The organism is Pseudomonas sp. BT76 TE3572, assembly GCF_050435365.1.
Classification (GTDB): Bacteria; Pseudomonadota; Gammaproteobacteria; order Pseudomonadales; family Pseudomonadaceae; genus Aquipseudomonas; species Aquipseudomonas fluorescens_W.
Map to the genome: position 1 here is coordinate 5,535,001 of NZ_JBNDKE010000001.1, position 17,413 is coordinate 5,552,413.

At 58.3% G+C, this 17,413-nt stretch carries 14 protein-coding genes and 2 rRNA genes (1 of these 16 cut by a window edge); 8 read left to right on the forward strand and 8 right to left on the reverse strand.

Going from position 1 to position 17,413, the window contains the following annotated elements; all coding sequences use genetic code 11:
* The 5 genes from ABH912_RS25200 to ABH912_RS25220 all read left to right on the forward strand — a co-directional run.
* Positions 1-1,759: ribosomal RNA gene (locus tag ABH912_RS25200) — 23S ribosomal RNA — on the forward strand (it extends 1,133 nt beyond the left edge of the window).
* 157 nt (positions 1,760-1,916) lie between these two features.
* Positions 1,917-2,032: ribosomal RNA gene (rrf, locus tag ABH912_RS25205) — 5S ribosomal RNA — on the forward strand.
* Between the two features lie 148 nt (positions 2,033-2,180).
* Positions 2,181-2,840, forward strand: coding sequence for a paraquat-inducible protein A (locus ABH912_RS25210; RefSeq protein ID WP_429511899.1), 660 nt, complete (start codon positions 2,181-2,183; stop codon positions 2,838-2,840).
* A complete protein-coding gene (locus ABH912_RS25215; RefSeq protein WP_033061204.1) occupies positions 2,827-3,450 on the forward strand; it encodes a paraquat-inducible protein A in 624 nt (207 codons plus the stop codon). Before ABH912_RS25210 ends, ABH912_RS25215 begins: the two co-directional genes overlap by 14 nt.
* Positions 3,443-5,746 (forward strand): intermembrane transport protein PqiB, encoded by a 2,304-nt coding sequence (locus ABH912_RS25220; protein ID WP_429511900.1) that lies wholly within the window; start codon positions 3,443-3,445, stop codon positions 5,744-5,746. Before ABH912_RS25215 ends, ABH912_RS25220 begins: the two co-directional genes overlap by 8 nt.
* 76 nt (positions 5,747-5,822) lie before the next feature.
* Here the strand turns inward: ABH912_RS25220 and mksF are convergent, their stop codons facing one another.
* Genes mksF through mksB form a run of 3 tightly spaced genes read right to left on the reverse strand, consistent with a single transcriptional unit; the run spans position 5,823 to position 10,628 of the window.
* Positions 5,823-8,663, reverse strand: a complete 2,841-nt coding sequence (gene mksF, locus ABH912_RS25225; RefSeq protein ID WP_046053477.1) for an Mks condensin complex protein MksF — start codon at positions 8,661-8,663, stop codon at positions 5,823-5,825.
* The gene (gene mksE / locus ABH912_RS25230; RefSeq protein ID WP_008145537.1) at positions 8,660-9,361 is read right to left on the reverse strand and encodes an Mks condensin complex protein MksE; all 702 of its coding nucleotides are present in this window, start codon (positions 9,359-9,361) and stop codon (positions 8,660-8,662) included. The genes mksF and mksE overlap by 4 nt, the downstream gene beginning before the upstream one ends.
* Positions 9,351-10,628 (reverse strand): Mks condensin complex protein MksB, encoded by a 1,278-nt coding sequence (gene mksB / locus ABH912_RS25235; RefSeq protein WP_033061347.1) that lies wholly within the window; start codon positions 10,626-10,628, stop codon positions 9,351-9,353. Before mksB ends, mksE begins: the two co-directional genes overlap by 11 nt.
* A 206-nt stretch (positions 10,629-10,834) precedes the next feature.
* Between mksB and ABH912_RS25240 the strand changes: the two genes are divergently transcribed.
* Complete coding sequence (locus tag ABH912_RS25240) at positions 10,835-11,584, forward strand: energy transducer TonB (protein WP_429513158.1); 750 nt, start codon at positions 10,835-10,837, stop codon at positions 11,582-11,584.
* A complete protein-coding gene (gene rimI / locus ABH912_RS25245) occupies positions 11,577-12,029 on the forward strand; it encodes a ribosomal protein S18-alanine N-acetyltransferase (RefSeq protein WP_149420305.1) in 453 nt (150 codons plus the stop codon). Before ABH912_RS25240 ends, rimI begins: the two co-directional genes overlap by 8 nt.
* Positions 12,030-12,163: 134 nt before the next feature.
* On the opposite strand, the gene ABH912_RS25250 is transcribed toward rimI, so the two are convergent.
* Positions 12,164-12,568: a hypothetical protein gene (locus ABH912_RS25250; RefSeq protein WP_033061211.1), complete on the reverse strand. Its 405-nt coding sequence runs from the start codon at positions 12,566-12,568 to the stop codon at positions 12,164-12,166.
* Positions 12,569-12,720: 152 nt separating this feature from the next.
* On the opposite strand from ABH912_RS25250, the gene can reads away from it, so the two are divergent.
* Positions 12,721-13,365: a carbonate dehydratase gene (can, locus tag ABH912_RS25255; RefSeq protein ID WP_033061212.1), complete on the forward strand. Its 645-nt coding sequence runs from the start codon at positions 12,721-12,723 to the stop codon at positions 13,363-13,365.
* A 6-nt stretch (positions 13,366-13,371) separates the two neighbouring features.
* Here can and ABH912_RS25260 read toward each other — a convergent pair whose 3' ends face one another.
* From ABH912_RS25260 to ABH912_RS25275, 4 genes are all read right to left on the reverse strand, one after another.
* Positions 13,372-13,896, reverse strand: a complete 525-nt coding sequence (locus ABH912_RS25260; protein ID WP_429511901.1) for an SET domain-containing protein-lysine N-methyltransferase — start codon at positions 13,894-13,896, stop codon at positions 13,372-13,374.
* 144 nt (positions 13,897-14,040) lie between these two features.
* Positions 14,041-15,213 carry a hypothetical protein gene (locus tag ABH912_RS25265; RefSeq protein ID WP_033061215.1) on the reverse strand — a complete coding sequence of 391 codons (1,173 nt, stop codon included), beginning with the start codon at positions 15,211-15,213 and terminating at the stop codon, positions 14,041-14,043.
* A gap of 185 nt (positions 15,214-15,398) precedes the next feature.
* A complete protein-coding gene (locus ABH912_RS25270) occupies positions 15,399-15,719 on the reverse strand; it encodes a hypothetical protein (protein ID WP_033061217.1) in 321 nt (106 codons plus the stop codon).
* 214 nt (positions 15,720-15,933) lie between these two features.
* Positions 15,934-17,352, reverse strand: a complete 1,419-nt coding sequence (locus ABH912_RS25275; RefSeq protein WP_033061219.1) for a short-chain fatty acid transporter — start codon at positions 17,350-17,352, stop codon at positions 15,934-15,936.
* Positions 17,353-17,413: the final 61 nt, after the last annotated feature.

Here is a 17,413-nt window from a genome sequence, read left to right on the forward strand (position 1 = left end):
AAACCATACACCGAAGCTACGGGTATCACTTAGGTGATGCGGTAGAGGAGCGTTCTGTAAGCCTGTGAAGGTGAGTTGAGAAGCTTGCTGGAGGTATCAGAAGTGCGAATGCTGACATGAGTAACGACAATGGGTGTGAAAAACACCCACGCCGAAAGACCAAGGTTTCCTGCGCAACGTTAATCGACGCAGGGTTAGTCGGTCCCTAAGGCGAGGCTGAAAAGCGTAGTCGATGGAAAACAGGTTAATATTCCTGTACTTCTGGTTATTGCGATGGAGGGACGGAGAAGGCTAGGCCAGCTTGGCGTTGGTTGTCCAAGTTTAAGGTGGTAGGCTGGAATCTTAGGTAAATCCGGGATTCCAAGGCCGAGAGCTGATGACGAGTTACCCTTTGGGTGACGAAGTGGTTGATGCCATGCTTCCAAGAAAAGCTTCTAAGCTTCAGGTAACCAGGAACCGTACCCCAAACCGACACAGGTGGTTGGGTAGAGAATACCAAGGCGCTTGAGAGAACTCGGGTGAAGGAACTAGGCAAAATGGCACCGTAACTTCGGGAGAAGGTGCGCCGGTGAGGGTGAAGCATTTACTGCGTAAGCCCATGCCGGTCGAAGATACCAGGCCGCTGCGACTGTTTATTAAAAACACAGCACTCTGCAAACACGAAAGTGGACGTATAGGGTGTGACGCCTGCCCGGTGCCGGAAGGTTAATTGATGGGGTTAGCTAACGCGAAGCTCTTGATCGAAGCCCCGGTAAACGGCGGCCGTAACTATAACGGTCCTAAGGTAGCGAAATTCCTTGTCGGGTAAGTTCCGACCTGCACGAATGGCGTAACGATGGCGGCGCTGTCTCCACCCGAGACTCAGTGAAATTGAAATCGCTGTGAAGATGCAGTGTATCCGCGGCTAGACGGAAAGACCCCGTGAACCTTTACTATAGCTTTGCACTGGACTTTGAATTTGCTTGTGTAGGATAGGTGGGAGGCTTTGAAGCGTGGACGCCAGTTCGCGTGGAGCCAACCTTGAAATACCACCCTGGCAACTTTGAGGTTCTAACTCAGGTCCGTTATCCGGATCGAGGACAGTGTATGGTGGGTAGTTTGACTGGGGCGGTCTCCTCCTAAAGAGTAACGGAGGAGTACGAAGGTGCGCTCAGACCGGTCGGAAATCGGTCGTAGAGTATAAAGGCAAAAGCGCGCTTGACTGCGAGACAGACACGTCGAGCAGGTACGAAAGTAGGTCTTAGTGATCCGGTGGTTCTGTATGGAAGGGCCATCGCTCAACGGATAAAAGGTACTCCGGGGATAACAGGCTGATACCGCCCAAGAGTTCATATCGACGGCGGTGTTTGGCACCTCGATGTCGGCTCATCACATCCTGGGGCTGAAGCCGGTCCCAAGGGTATGGCTGTTCGCCATTTAAAGTGGTACGCGAGCTGGGTTTAGAACGTCGTGAGACAGTTCGGTCCCTATCTGCCGTGGACGTTTGAGATTTGAGAGGGGCTGCTCCTAGTACGAGAGGACCGGAGTGGACGAACCTCTGGTGTTCCGGTTGTCACGCCAGTGGCATTGCCGGGTAGCTATGTTCGGAATAGATAACCGCTGAAAGCATCTAAGCGGGAAACTAGCCTCAAGATGAGATCTCACTGGGACCTTGAGTCCCCTGAAGGGCCGTCGAAGACTACGACGTTGATAGGTTGGGTGTGTAAGCGCTGTGAGGCGTTGAGCTAACCAATACTAATTGCCCGTGAGGCTTGACCATATAACACCCAAGCAATTTGTGAACTCGAAAGAGACCAGATTGCGGTGTGTGAAGACGAAACGAACCGAAAGTTCGAGATACTCACAAAACACCAGACTATCGCATACCCATTCGCTGGAGCGTGCGCCGCAAGGCAAACGACCTGGCTACCGAATTTCTTGACGACCATAGAGCATTGGAACCACCTGATCCCATCCCGAACTCAGCAGTGAAACGATGCATCGCCGATGGTAGTGTGGGGTTTCCCCATGTGAGAGTAGGTCATCGTCAAGATTAAATTCCGAAACCCCTATCTGCGTATGCAGGTAGGGGTTTTGTTTTGCCCGAAGGAAAGTGGCTTTCAGTTAAAGCACAAATTTGCACAGTTATTTTCGATCCATGACACTAGAATAGGTCCAACTTTTTCGGAGCCAGAGCCTTTATGCCAGATCCGGTTGACGCTTCAGGGCTGTCAGAATTACCGCTGGACGACTTGGTTGCGTGTCATGAGTGCGACTTGCTGATGCGCAAGCCCGAACTCGCCCATGGCGAGAAAGCGCTTTGTCCGCGCTGCGGTTACGAGCTCTACGCCCATCGGCATAACGTCGTACAGCGCAGTCTCGCCTTGGTTCTCGCCGCTCTATTGTTGTATATCCCGGCGAACTTTTTACCCATCATGCAGCTCCATCTACTTGGGCAGTCATCGCACGACACTGTCTGGACGGGCGTTGTTGGCCTGTTCGATACCGGCATGCAGGGCGTTGCAGTCGTGGTGTTTCTCTGCAGCATGGGAATCCCGCTGCTCAAGTTGCTTTGCCAACTGCTTGTACTGCTGAGTATTCGTTTTGATATCGGACGCAGTTACGGCCTGTTGCTCTACCGCATTTATCACCATTTACGCGATTGGGGGATGCTCGAGGTCTACCTCATGGGCGTACTGGTGGCGATCGTCAAACTGGCAGATATGGCAGCAATTACCGTCGGGCTTGGCCTGGCGTGCTTTATCGGTTTGTTGTTGGTCCAGGTCTGGTTGGAGGTTGTGATGTCGCCCCATCAGATCTGGCAGGCTTTATCAGGAGAGGATGCCCATGCGGGCGATTGATGCAGGCATTCTGATTTGCGCCGAATGCCATGAATTGAACAAGCAGGAAGCCGACACCGACGAACAGTTCTGCACCCGTTGCGGTGCGCTGGTTCACGCCCGTCGCCCGAACAGCGTGATGCGTACCTGGGCGTTGCTGGTTACCGCGGCGGTTCTCTACATCCCGGCCAACGTGCTGCCGATCATGACCGTCAGTTCATTGGGGCAGGGCGATCCCAGCACCATCATGTCCGGTGTAATCCAACTGGTTCAACACGGCATGATTCCAATCGCTGCCGTGGTTTTTATCGCCAGTATTCTGGTACCAACGTTCAAATTGGTGGGCATCGCACTGCTGCTGTTTTCCGTGCAGCGCCGCCAGCCACTCTCGGCTCGCCAGCGCATTTGGATGTACCGCTTTATTGAGTTCATTGGGCGCTGGTCAATGCTCGATATTTTTGTGATCGCCATCCTGGTGGCGGTTGTGAATTTCGGACGGCTTGCCAGCGTCGAAGCCAATCTTGGCGCCATCGCTTTCGCCAGTGTGGTGATTCTGACGATGCTTGCCGCAGTAACTTTCGATCCCCGACTGATTTGGGATAACACGGAGTCGGACGACGACCATGACTGATTTGCCTACCGCAAAAACCCGACCGGCCTCGAACTGGTCAGCTATTTGGGTGTTGCCCCTGATTGCCCTGATCATCGGCGGCTGGCTTGGCTGGCGTGCCTACAACGAGACCGGCATCGAGATTCAGGTGCGTTTCGAAAGTGGTGAAGGCATTCAGGCCAACAAGACCGAAGTCGTCTACAAAGGCATGTCGGTGGGTAAGGTGAAAGCCCTCAAACTCGATGACGAAGGCAACTCCAAAGGCGTGATCGCTACCATCGAAATGAACAAGGACGTGGAGCCATACCTGCGGACCAGCACCCGTTTCTGGCTGATCAAGCCGAGCGTGACGTTGGCCGGTATCACTGGCCTGGAGACACTGGTCTCGGGTAACTACGTGGCGATAAGCCCGGGCGAAGGTGAGCCGACGCGCAAGTTCAAAGCCTTGGCCGAAGAGCCGCCGCTATCGGACGCCAAGCCCGGTCTACACCTGACCATCAAGGCTGATCGTCTCGGTTCACTCAATCGCGGTAGCCCGGTGTTCTATAAGCAGATCAAGGTCGGCCAGATCAAAAGCTATCTGCTGTCCGAAGACCAAAGCACGGTTGAACTCAAAGTCTTCATCGAGCCGACTTACGCCAAACTGGTGCGCAAACACACGCGCTTCTGGAACGCCAGCGGCATCAGCATCGACGCCAACCTGTCGGGTGTGAAAGTGCGCAGCGAATCCCTGGCCAGCATCGTCGCCGGGGGTATCGCGTTTGCTACGCCGGAGAACCGTAAGGACAGCCCGCCCACCGATCCGAGTCTGCCGTTCCGTCTCTACGAAGATTTCGATGCAGCCGCCGCCGGTATTCGGGTCAAGGTCAAACTCAGCGACTTCGAAGGAATGCAAGCGGGTCGCACACCGGTTATGTACAAAGGCATCCAGGTCGGCACTCTGAAAGCGCTCAAGGTCGATCCTGATCTATCCAGTGCCACCGCCGAATTGACCCTCGATCCTCTGGCTGAAGATTACCTGGTCGAAGGCACCCAGTTCTGGGTGGTCAAACCGTCGATCTCGCTTGCCGGTATCACCGGGCTCGAAGCGTTGGTCAAAGGTAACTACATCGCCGTGCGTCCCGGAGACAAAGGCGCCGCACCGCAGCGCGAGTTTGTGGCACGGCCGAAGGCACCGCCGCTCGACTTGCGTGCGCCAGGATTGCACCTGGTGCTGTTCACTGAAAACCTCGGTTCGCTGGAGGTCGGCAGCCCGATTCTCTACAAGCAGGTCAAGGTCGGTTCGGTCCAGAGCTATCAGTTTTCACGCAAAAAAAAGCAGTTGGTGATTGGTGTACACATCGAGAAGGAATACGAAGGGCTGGTTAACGCCTCGACACGGTTCTGGAATGCCAGCGGCATTACGCTGACGGGTGGGCTGACCGGTGGAATCCAGGTCAAAAGCGAGTCGCTGCAAAGCCTGATGGCCGGCGGTATTGCCTTTGAAACCCCGGAAGCCAAGGCGCCGCTGCAGAAGCGGATTCCACGTTTTCGTCTGTTTGCCAGCCATGACGAGGCAAACCAGAAAGGTGCCGTGGTAACGATCAAGGTCGATCGCGCCGATGGTCTACGCACTGGGACACCGATCCGCTTCAAAGGTCTGGATGTCGGCAAAATTGAAGATGTAGACCTCACGGATGACCTGCAATCGGTGATGCTGACCGCAAGAATCACCGAAGTACCGGAGCGTATCGCTCGGGTGGGCAGTCAATTCTGGGTGGTCAAACCGGAACTGGGACTGATCAAGACATCCAACCTCGAAACGCTGGTCACTGGCCAATACATCGAAGTGCAACCGGCCGCGAAAAACCTCGGCCCGCAGAAGAACTTCGTGGCCCTGGCCAATCCGCCGGAAACCGCTAAACAGGAAGCCGGTTTGAGTCTGGTGTTGAGCGCTGCCCGCCGTGGTTCGCTGAAAACCGGTGTGCCGGTCACTTATCGCGAAATCACCGTGGGCAAGGTGACAGGCTATGAACTCGGCCAGACGGCGGACCGTGTGTTGGTGCATATCCTGATCGAGCCGAAGTACGCGCCGTTGGTGCGCAGCGGTACGCGTTTCTGGAACTCCAGTGGTTTTGGATTTGATTACGGCTTGTTCAAAGGTGCGACGATGCGTACCGAATCGCTGGAGACGCTGATTCAGGGCGGCATCGCTTTTGCCACACCGGACGGCGAGCGCATGGGCAGTCCGGCGCTGGCTGAGCAAACGTTCCCGCTGTTCGATAAGTTCGAAGACGAATGGCTGACCTGGGCGCCGAAGATTTCAATCGGCAAGTAAGCCCAAAACAGCAGGCATGAAAAAGGCCGCGATCCATTGGATCGCGGCCTTTTTTATGGCTGTCGATTAACGCAAATCAGACCGCATCCAGCTCCGGCTCATCCGCTTCAACGATAACGGCAGCCTTCACCTCATCGTGACGACGGATGTACTTCCAGTCCGCCTCGTCGATGTAGATCCCGTTCGGGCCGCTGCCGCCTTCCAGGTCGATGGCGACACTGGCGCAGACCTGCGGTTTCACACTCGCCAGGATCGGTACGAAGCCCAGTTGCAGGCTGGTTTCCAGCAACGCTGCCTGGTTCTTCTCATCGATGTCCGCTGCCTCGTCGAGGTAGTACGGCAGGCGCACGCGACCGGCCTGGTCGCGGTCCATCAAGTGCAGCAACAAGTACATGTTGGTCAGCGCCTTGATGGTCATGGTGGTGCCGTTGGATGCCGCGCCGTCGATGTCGGTGTGGATCACCGGCGATCCGTTGACCTTGGTGATCTCGAACGCCAGCTCGAACAAATCCTTGAGGCCGAGCTGGTTGTGGTTCGCCGCCACCAACCGCGCCAGATACTCCTTGGCTTCTTCGTTCTTGTTGTCCTGATCAGCGCTTTGGCTCAGGTCGAAGACCGAAAGGGTTTCGCCTTCTTCGTACTGACCGGCGCTGTGGATGATCTGGTCGATGTGCTTGAGCGCTTCCTTGTTCGGCGCGAGCACGATGCGGAAGCTTTGCAAGTTGGAGACCTGACGCTTGTTGATCTCGCGGTTGAACAACGCCAGTTGATGCTCGAGGCTGTCGTAGTCGCTGCGGATGTTGCGCAGGGTCCGGGCAATGTCGGTAACGGCCGCACGACGCGCCTTGCCGAGGGTCAGGGCTTCGTCGGTACGGTGCGCGTAAGCGTTGATCAGCAGTTGCAGGCGACGCTCCATATCGTCTTCGCTGTCGAACTTGGCCACACCCTTGAGGCGGACCTGAGCGTACAGCGCCTCGATCTGACCATCGCTGCGCTGCAAACCTTGCCAGCTGTCCTGATAGTCATTGAGCAGCGGTAGCAAGTTGTCCATGGAATCGTCGATCGGGTCCATGAATGGCGTGCCAAACGGCAAGTCTGCCGGCAACAGCTGACGGCGGCGCAGGGCATCGTCGAGGGTGCGTTGCTTGGCTTCCATATCACCGATCTGCCGGCCGACCAGTTGCAGTTTGGCCGACAGTTGCTGGACGCGCTCGGTGAAGGCGTCGCTGGAACGCTTCAACTCGTCCTGCGCCGCTTCCATCTGCGCCAGCTGTTCCAGCTTGTCGCCTTCCTCGGCGCTCAGGGTTTGCGCGCGGCGGAAATCTTCCAGCGCTTTCTGCGCATCCAGCACTTGCTGGTACAACGCTTCGGTCTGGGTTTTGCTCGCGGCGCGGTCGGCGGCCACGGCAGCTTGAGTTTTCAGTTGCTTGAGTTCTTTGTCCAGACGCTCTTTCTGATCGCGCAATGCCGCGCGGTCAGCCAGGGCTTGCAGGGCCGGCGGCTCGATGTGCGAGATGTCGATGGACAGGCCCGGCACTTCGAAGCGCTCGCCCTTGAAACCGTCGAGGATCAGTTCCATGGATTTGACCCACTGACCGTCCTCGTCCAGCGTAATGCCATGCTCGCCCAGCGGCAGACTGAACAGCGCGCTGTTGAACAAGCGCATCAGGCGCTCGACATCCTGTTGCGAGAATTCCTCGCGCAGACGGGCGTAGCTGTTGTTGTCGGCGTGATCGAGTTGCTGCTTGACCGACTTCAGGCGTTTTTCCAGATCCCGCAGACGCTCTTCCAGATCTTCGGCGCTGAACTGCCGCGACTGCGCCAGCGCACCGGCCAGTTCATCGTGCGCATCCTTGGCCGCGAGCAGTTGCTGCTCAAGCACTTTGACGTCATCGACCAGCGCGAAGCGATGCTTGAGCACCGACAGCTCGCCGAGCCAGCGCTGGATGCCGGAAATTTCCCGCTCCAGGCGCATCAGTTCCTGAGTGCCGCCGCGCTGATCGTTTTGCAGCGCGTCTTGCTCGTTGCGGTAGTGCTCGGCCTGAATCGTCAGTTCTTCCTTGCGCGCACTGGCGTAGTCCGACCAGGTGCCAAGCAGAGAGTCGAGCAACGGCGAAATGCGGTGCAGTTTGCCGCGCAGGATATTGCGCTGGGTCACGCCTGCCGCAAGGGCTTCAACCAATGGACCGGCAGTGACCAGCGAGTTGTAGTCCTGTTCCATGCGTCGTACATCGCGGAAGGCTTCTTCGCACGCGGCGATGTAGTCGACGCTGCCAGAACGCAGGCTGTGTTCGAACGCATCGAGGAACAACTGCTTGAGCTTGGCCGCGGTGATTTCGCGCATGTGCAGCAGGTTGATGAACAGGGCGCGGAAGGTCTTCAGGCTTTGCTCGCTGGTGGAGCGCAGCGGGATCAGCGTCAGGTCCAGCGGAATCGAGGTGTGACCGCCGACCAGCAAACGACGCAGCTCATCCGGCTTGAGCTCATAGGCTTTCAGGCCTTCGCGCTCAAGGTTGGTGAACAGTTCTTTCTGACGCAGGCAGGTGTCGTTTTTCTGGTAATGGGCCAGATCCAGCTTGCCGGCGTAGGCAAAGAACTGGTGACCGAAACCACCGCCCGGGCCGCGTCCGACCACGCCAATCACATGAGGACCGTGGGGCAGGGACACTTCGACCAGGATGTAACTGGTGTCCGAGGCGAAGTAGAAACGCCGGGATTGTTCCAGGCTGTACTTGCCGAAACTCATGTCCGACATGCGTGCCAGAATCGGGAACTGCAAGGCGTTGATCGAGGCGGATTTGCCGAGGTTGTTCGCGCCGTAGACCGACAACGGCTCTTCCAGCGGAAACAGGCCGAGGCTGTAACCAGCGGTGTTCAAAAGGGCAAAGCGGCGAATGCCGTAGCGTTCCTTGCTCATGCGTCGGTCTCCTGTTCTTCGGCAATGGCGCGGGCCATGGCGTCTTCTTCGCTTTCTTCAGCGAAGTCGCTGAGATCGAGCGGGTCATCGGTTTCCAAAAGCTTTTCGTCGCTGTCGTCATCGATCAGCACTGGCACCGGCAGAGGCAAGACGCTGTGCAAACTGGCCGCCAGATCGCGGTCTTGCTGGACCGACAAGCAAACATCGAGGAAGCGGTGCATCGGCGGCAGGAAACGGTAGATGCCGTTTTCTTCGCCGGCGAAACCGAGCTGGGTCATGCGGCGCATGATTTTTTCTTCGAGTTCTTCGACGGTCTGCACTTCGGCCTGGATAAACAGGTCGCGGTACTTTTCCAGCAGCGACGGCAATTCATCACGGCCGAGGCTGCCACCGTCGAGCACGGCGACCGGGTCGCGGCCCTGATCGGCCAGATGCTCGACGAGGATGAAGGTGAACAGCGCCAGACGTTGTGCGGTCTTGTTCACTGCCGCGGCGGCCAGGTCTGGGACGAAGTAGTAGAAACCACGGGTATCGCAGACCAGTTCAAAGCCCAATGCCTTGAACAGCGTGCGGTACTGGTCCTGGAAGTTCGACAGTTGCGCGTACAGCTCAGGGTCGCGGCGGCTGACGTGATAGCCCTTGAATAGCTCGCGAAAGATCGGCGCCAGCTGAGACAGTTCGTTTAGATCAAGATGCATGTGGGGTGCTCGCAGAATCCTCGGCGGCGGTGTCGCGGGCCGAGAGCAGGGCGAAGGAGCGCAGGCTGACCTGATGCTCGTGAGTGTGGTAATCGCGGCGTTCCAGACGCTCGCGGTTGAAGCGTTTCTCGCGAGACAGGCGCGAGAACCAGTAGAGCAATTCGTCGGTAGCGCCGTCCGGCTCCTGCTCCAGCAGCCAGCTCATCAGATCCGGCATCGGCAGGGCGTCTTCGCAACGTTCGAGCATTTCCCGAACCGTGCGTGGTGCGCGCGGCGCTTCGCCTTTCTGCGTTTTGTGGGCCTTGGGGAAGCGCGCCGGTTTCGGCTCGAAACGGGCCAACGCGTAAACGTAGGCTTCGACCTGACTGGCACTGCCCAAGAAGGTACTTTGCGGGCGGGTGAACATCGGCATCGCGGCTTGTGGCACCGCATCGATGCCTTTGCGACGGATGGCCGACAAGGCCAGCGCCGCGCCACGGGTCACGGCGTTGTGCCGACGGGCTTCTTCACGCAACGGCAGCAGCAGTTCGCGGGCGTGACGCAGCGTCAGCTGGGCGCTGGTCTGCATTTCGAGGATGCGCGCGTGGGTGCGCAGCAGCATGTCGTCATCGACCAGGTGGCCGAGGCGCTGCTGCTCGGTGAGCATCTTCAGCAGCACGTTCTCGACCTTGCGCACACCTTGTTCGAAGGCGCCGTCGGCGTTCACCAGCTGAATCATCGGCTCGACGTATTCGTCCCAGGTCGCCAACACTTCGGCGTAGCGCTGACGCAACGGAATCTGCCGGTCACTGGTCTTGGCGCGCTCGGCGACGGCCACCAGGGCCTGTTCGTCGTTGGCGAGTTTCTTCAATACGTCCCGTACGCGCATGTCGAGCAGGCGCAACTGGCGCGCCAGGTCGTGGCCGTCGCGGATGTCGAAGGCGTCCTGGATATAACCGGCCAGGCGCTCGAGGTGGCGCAAATAGGCTTCGATCTCCAGGCACAGGCCCAGACGGTGCTCACGGCGCAGGTAGGCGAGGAAGTCGTGGATCTGCGCGTTGAGCTCGAAACGGTTCGGGCTTTTCGCCACGGGAACCAGAATGTCGAGGCGGATCCACACGTCCAGCAGGCTGGTGATGTCCTGCGGCGTACTGTCCAGTTGCTGGGCGGCCAACTGTGAACGCAGTTCGTTGAGGCTCAAGGTGCCTTGGTCGAAGTGCTCGCACAGTGGCTCCAGAAGTGCCCAGTGTTCAGCGAGGGCGCGCAAGACGCGCTTGGGTTCGATCATCGGAATGGCCGGCTGGTTGGCGAATAAAAGTCGCGATTGTACTGCATCACGCCCGTTGCGATTCACTCTCGGGACGGACTGTTGGCTTTCTATCGATCAAGCGTGGGCGATCTTGAGCGAAGGGCGGTAGAATCACCGCACTTTAGTTATCCACAAGTGGCCGACCTTTGCTTATCGAGTCCCGTCGCCGCGCTTATTTGACCGCCATGCAGGTGGTCAACTGGCTGCCGCGCACCGAATTGCCCTTTGCTGCGCCCTCGCGCCCCGAACTGCTGGAGATGCCCGAGCCGTTGGTCGTCGCGCCGGTTGCTCCGGTTGCGCCCGCGCCTGTGGCTGATTCCCCCGTGGAACCGCTGGTCAAACCGGCCGAACGGGTGAAAATCGAGGTGCCACGGCCATCGCTGGCCAGCACGCGTACGAATGCCAAGGTTGAAGAAGAGGCCGCTCCGGTTGTGGCCAAGGCGCCAGTCGTGCCGCCACCGCGTTTCGCGCTGCAATTGCTGCGGGCCGGGCGTTGCCTGCTGCTGGTGGAGTTACCCACAGGCGAATCCTTCCAGACCCGCGACCCCGCCTATCTGTTGCTCAAAGACATGCTGCGCGCCGCCGGTCTGCCGGACAGCCCGCAGATCGTCGGCGAGCCGGTGCGGTGGCCGCTGTTGTCTCGAGGCACCATGGATCAAGGTCCGGAAGCGGCTCGCGACTTCGTGCAAGGTTTTCTCTCGGCCCGGCTGGAAGACGCACCGTGCGTCTGCGTGTGGCTGATCGGTCTGCCGGCGGTGCGTTTCGCCGGTGAGGCAAACGCCGAATCCTTCAACCGTGAACTCCAGGTCGACGGCCTGGGCTCGGTCTGGGCCCTGCCGGGCCTGGAATTATTAATGGAAGAGCCACAGCGTAAGGCTGATGTCTGGCAAGCCATGCGTCGGCTGATGGCGCGTTGGAAAGAATCGAATGAGTGACGCTGTATCGTTCCGCCCGATGACCGAGGCGGACATGGACGCTGTACTGAAAATCGAATACGCGGCTTACAGCCATCCCTGGACTCGCGGGATTTTTCTCGATGGGCTGGGTAAATATCAGATTTGGCTGATGTTTGAAGGCCAGCAGCAGGTCGGCCACGGGGTGGTGCAGATCATCCTTGATGAAGCGCATCTGCTGAACATCACCGTCAAACCGGAAAACCAGGGCCGTGGCCTGGGCTTGACGTTGCTGGAGCATTTGATGTCCCGGGCGTATGACGCCAAGGCGCGGGAGTGTTTTCTGGAAGTGCGCGACAGCAACCGTGGCGCGTTCAAGTTGTATGAGCGTTATGGGTTTAACGAGATTGGTCGGCGGCGCGATTACTACCCGGCAGTTGGCGGGCGGGAAGATGCGGTGGTGATGGCCTGCACTTTGGTCGATTGAGCCTTTTTAAAAGCTTCGCGGGCAAGCCTCGCTCCTACAAGATTAGTGGTGTTCACACATTTGTGTACGACACCAATCCTGTAGGAGCGAGGCTTGCCCGCGAAGGCGTCCTGGCTGACATCAACGATCAACGATCAACGATTACCGTCCATCGGATCCCGCCGCGCCAGTTCCTCTTCATCCAGCCCATTACCACCGCCAATGTCGTCTTCATCGACAATGCTCAAATCCCAATCGGCCTGGCCACCTTCACCCGCTTCGTGGGCGTCCCGTGCACCGTCTTCACGGATCAGGGTTTCCGGGCTCATGTCGTCGTCGGTAGACTCATGGTCCTCGGTCGAGGCCCCGGTCATACCGGCTTCCCGTACGCGTTCCCGAGGCATCAGGCGTTCACGCTCCGCTTGCGTCAGCTCGTCGCCGATTTTGGCGCTGGGTTCTTCCTCGTCGAAATCCAGCTCATGCATCGAGCCCATGCGGTCTTCGTCGTCATCGATGGGCTCGGGTTGAACCGCATCGTACGGACGTCGTGATTCAGTCATGGTAATTCCTCATACTGTAGGCCTTACTAGGGTGGACCCCCTGGGCTGCTGAGAATTCCTCCGGCATGGAAAACCGGGTATCTGCATTTGGCGCGTGACCCCGACAGATGGTTGTCTGTCATAGAAGCGCATCATTCTCGAGGCTTCATTGCATGAACGAATTACAAGATCTGATTGATAACAACGAGCGCTGGGCTGACGCGATCACCAAAGAAGATCCTGATTTCTTCGCCAAGCTGGCCCGTCAGCAAACCCCGGAATACCTGTGGATCGGTTGCTCCGACGCCCGGGTGCCGGCGAACGAGATCGTCGGCATGCTGCCCGGCGATCTGTTCGTACACCGCAACGTGGCCAACGTGGTGTTGCACACCGACCTTAACTGCCTGTCGGTGATTCAGTACGCGGTCGACGTGCTGAAGGTCAAACACATCCTCGTTACCGGCCACTATGGCTGCGGCGGTGTGCGCGCCTCGATGCAGGACCGTCAGTTGGGCCTGATCGACGGCTGGCTGCGCTCGATTCGCGATCTCTATTATGAAAAACGCGAAGAACTTGCCAAATTGCCCACTGAAGAAGAGCGGGTCGACCGCCTCTGCGAATACAACGTGATCCAGCAAGTGGCCAACGTCGGGCACACCAGCATTGTGCAAAATGCCTGGCACCGCGGGCAGAGCCTGTCTGTTCACGGCTGCATCTATGGCATCAAGGACGGTCGCTGGAAAAGCCTGAACGCCACCATCAGCGGTTTCGAGCAATTGCCGCCGCAATACCGTCTGCGTCCGGTCGAGACGTTGTAACGCCCTTCAGCATAGACTTCGCCGGCGCCAGTGCTGCAGAAACAACTGGCCGTCGGCGTTCGGCGGTTCATCGTAGCCGGTGATCCAGCCTCGGCAGTCGAACGAGCCGCACTGGCAGGCGAACTGACGCAGGAGTTTGTCTTCGGTGGAAGCGTAGTCCATCGTCAGTCGGTCGCCTTTTTTGATGTCCTTCAGCGCCCACAACCACAGCTCGCTCATGTCGAGAAATACGTTTGGGTCGCAGGAGTGTCGCAGCAGCCCGCAGAAGCGCGGGTCGTAGACATGGATGCCACGGGCCAGTTGCCGGGTATGCCGGCACCGATAAGGCAGCAGATGCCCCGAAGCCCGACAAATTCGGCTGATGCGTGGAAATTCCCGCAGTACTGCGACGGCTGCCGCCGATCCGTTGGTGTTGTCGATAATCTCGAAGTCGGCCCTGGAGGGGAATCCAAGGCGAACGGGCAGCTCCGCAAATGGATAAATCCCGTCGGGAGGTTTTACGAGCGTCTCGTGCAGGGCGTGGGTTTTCATAACGATCCTTGTTGGCTGGGTGCTGCGACCTCCATCAGCTGACGATCCTGTCAGCTCTGCAGCACATGGGTGCGATTCAAGCCTCTCGCAAATGAAACGGCGGGTCTACTGTCAGTTATGACAGTAGACCCGCCGTTCATCGTTTTACAGGGGCGGGACAGGAATCGCAGTCTCGGGGACCGGAGCTTTCAGCTGTTTGAGCTGAGTTTTGATCGGTGCCGTCGCGCACTTGGCCACGGCTTTTTCAGGCGTCAGGTTGCGGATCGAGGTATAGAACAGCTCGCAGGTTTTATCTGCCTGGGCCACTTGCCAGTTTTGGGTGCAGCTTCTCAGTTCAATGTCGGGATTACTGTCCGGTTGGCGGCCCATGGCGGCCTGCCAGCAGGCGGCACTCAAATCCTGACCCATGACTTTAAGGCCTGCCGCATCGGCCTTGGCCTGGGCATCTTTGCCGGTATAGCTTTCCGGGTCGGCGGCGTACCAAATGTAGCTTGGGTGGTTGGAACCCAGTACTGGCACTTTCACCCCGTCGCTCGGGCTGATGCTGACCAGGCCCAGCACGTTCACGGTCGGCCCATATTGCTGCTTGATCCAGTTACGCACCGGCGCGCCGAAGGCGACCATCGGCAACGCCTCACCACTGGCGTTCTGGCTGAGTTGCTTGACCATCGTGGTCTGGTAGTCCTTGAAGTAGTCGTAGACGCCCTCCAGATCCTTGCCGGCGTTGGACGGTGCGGCAATCGGTGCGATGTCGATGATGGTCTGGTAGCCCGGAGTCTGCTCGGCCGCAATTCCGTTGACAGTCAGCAGTGTGGCCCAGCGATCGGTGGTGGCGGATCGCAGGTAGTCCTGGGCCTGGGTCAACGAATAGTCGGGTGGGAAGTGCAACAGTTCAACGCTTTTGCGGTTTTCCAGAGCCATGCCCAGTGGCAGGAACAGATACCAGCTGTAAGCCCACTTGCCATCGGCATTCAGCTTGCTGGCGCCGGTATAGGCCAGATCACCGGCATCGAGTAACGCCGCCAACGGTTTTTCATAGCCTTTGGGTACGCCGGTGATTTCGGCGTAGAGCTGATGGTTATCGGTTTTCACCAGCACTTTCGCCGCGCTGTAACCATCGCGCTGCACGCTTTGGGTCAGGTAATGCTCGACCGTTTGCTCCAGCGTCCAGTTGCGAAAGCAGATCACGTTGCAGTTGTTGGGATAGGCGAACAGACGGGTGACGCGTTCGGTACTGCCCAGCTTCAGGTCGACATCGGCATGGGCGGCGGCACTCAGGGTGAGGGCCGCGAGGGTGAATGCTGCGAATTTGAACATGCTCAGATCCTTTTCAGCGTGGTCCCGTTGATTGGGGTTCGCTTCATACTGGATCAGCGGCGTTACACAGAACAGTGTGTGCGTGTAGTTTTTTTGCGTAGAGCCTGCGGTGTGTATGCCAGGAACGCTCGATTATGGAGTCCGGCCCGGGCTTGATGTCTATGGGCCGGACGGAGGTTGAAGCGTTACAACAGCTTTAGTGCCAGATGAGTACCGGCGCGCAAGTACTCGACCTGTGCCGATACGGCATCCTTGACGATGGCCTCTCCTGTATCGGTCAGTTTGGCTTTTTTGGCATCGATGATGGACGTTTGTGTTAATTGCATCACTACATCCATCGCTTTTTGAAGGGCGGTCAAATTGTTGTGCTGGCCGAATTCACGGACGACAGCGTCCATACGACGATCGGCATCATCACGCAGCTTTTTATACTCAACGACTGAAACCCTACCGTCCTGGTAAATCTCGTTAATCATCTCTTCCAGCGTTTTCGATATTAAAGACATGTGCTTGTTCATCCTTGGTCAGTGCGGTCTTGCTTTAAAAAGTTTGTGAGCTGTCGGAGTTTACTCAGCGATTTATAGGTTGGAGATAAGACCTCTCCGGGTTTCATGTCAGGCGCAATCGAGCCTGTATGTAGGATAAATCCAGGCGTTTGTTTCAGGCTCAAGCTGGGTGAACGGATTGCACCTGCCTGCAGCAGGTGCAATCAGTTACGTGTTACGGCATGACCGGTGCCGTATACGTCAGCGTCGTCCCCAGCGCCCACAGCAGAAACAGCACCAGCGGCGTGTGCACCAGCAGTTGCACGAACGAAAACCCGATCAAGTCCCGCGCCTTCAACCCGAGCACGCCCAGCAGCGGCAGCATGTAGAACGGGTTGATCAGGTTCGGCAGGGCTTCGGCGGCGTTGTAGATCTGTACGGCCCAGCCCAGGTGGTAGTTCAGGTCGGTGGCCACTTGCATGACGTACGGCGCTTCGATGATCCATTTACCTCCGCCGGACGGGATGAAGAAACCGAGGATCGCCGAGTACACGCCCATCAGCAGCGCGTAGGTGTCGTGGGACGCGATTTGTACGAAAAAGGTCGAGATATGGTGAGCCAGCGTCTGAGCGTCAGTCCCTTTGACGGTGGTCATCAGTGCCGCGATCGAGCCGTACAGCGGGAACTGAATCAGTACGCCCGTGGTGGTCGGTACCGCGCGGGACACCGCGTCAAGGAAGCTGCGCGGGCGCCAGTGCAGCAGGGCACCAAGCATGATGAACAGGAAGTTGTAGGTGTTCAGCCCGGAAATCGCGCTGATCGCCGGTTTGGTCGAAAACTCATGGAACAGCCATCCGGCCGCCAGCAGCACCAGCAAAATCGTCAGCAGCGGGCTGTGCTCCAGCCATTCGCCGGGGCGGGTGCGCGGTTGCAATGGCGGCAGGTTAAAGCTCGGATCGATGCCGCAGGCTTTGGCGTCACGGGCCGAGTTCGGGCCGGGTGCAGTGGCGTAGGCAATGATCAGCGAGATCACGATCAGCGCCAGCAACATCACGCCGGACTGCCAGAGAAAGATGGTTTGCGTGAAAGGAATCACCCCGGTGATCGACAGAATCGACGGCGGCAGGCTGGCCGGGTTGGCCTGCAATTGTGCGGCGGACGAGGACAGGCCCAAGGCCCACACCGCGCCAAGGCCGAGATAGGCGGCGGCACCGGCAGCGCGGTAGTCCATTTTCAGATCGGTACGGCGGGCGAGGGCGCGCACCAGCAAACCGCCAAACACCAGCGACAGCCCCCAGTTCAGCAGCGAAGCGACCATGGAGATCAACGCCACCCAGGCCACGGCTGAGCGGCCGTTTTTCGGGATTCGCGCCAGTCGGTCGATTAGTTTCACCGCCGGTGGCGAGCTGGCAACCACATAGCCGCCGATCACCACGAAAGCCATCTGCATGGTGAACGGGATCAGGCTCCAGAAGCCGTCACCGAAGGCCATGGCGGCGTCGGTGGGTTTGGCGCCCATGAACAGGGTGGCCACGGCAACGATAATCACCGCCAGTGCGGCAAACACCCAGGAGTCGGGGAACCAGCGTTCGGCAAAACTTGAGCAGCGCAGGGCAAAGCGGGCGGAGCGGGTATCTTCGATATCAGCAGCCACGGGTATACCTCGAATTTTTATGTTTATTGTGGTCTTCAGGACCGCAAGGGCCCGTCTAGAC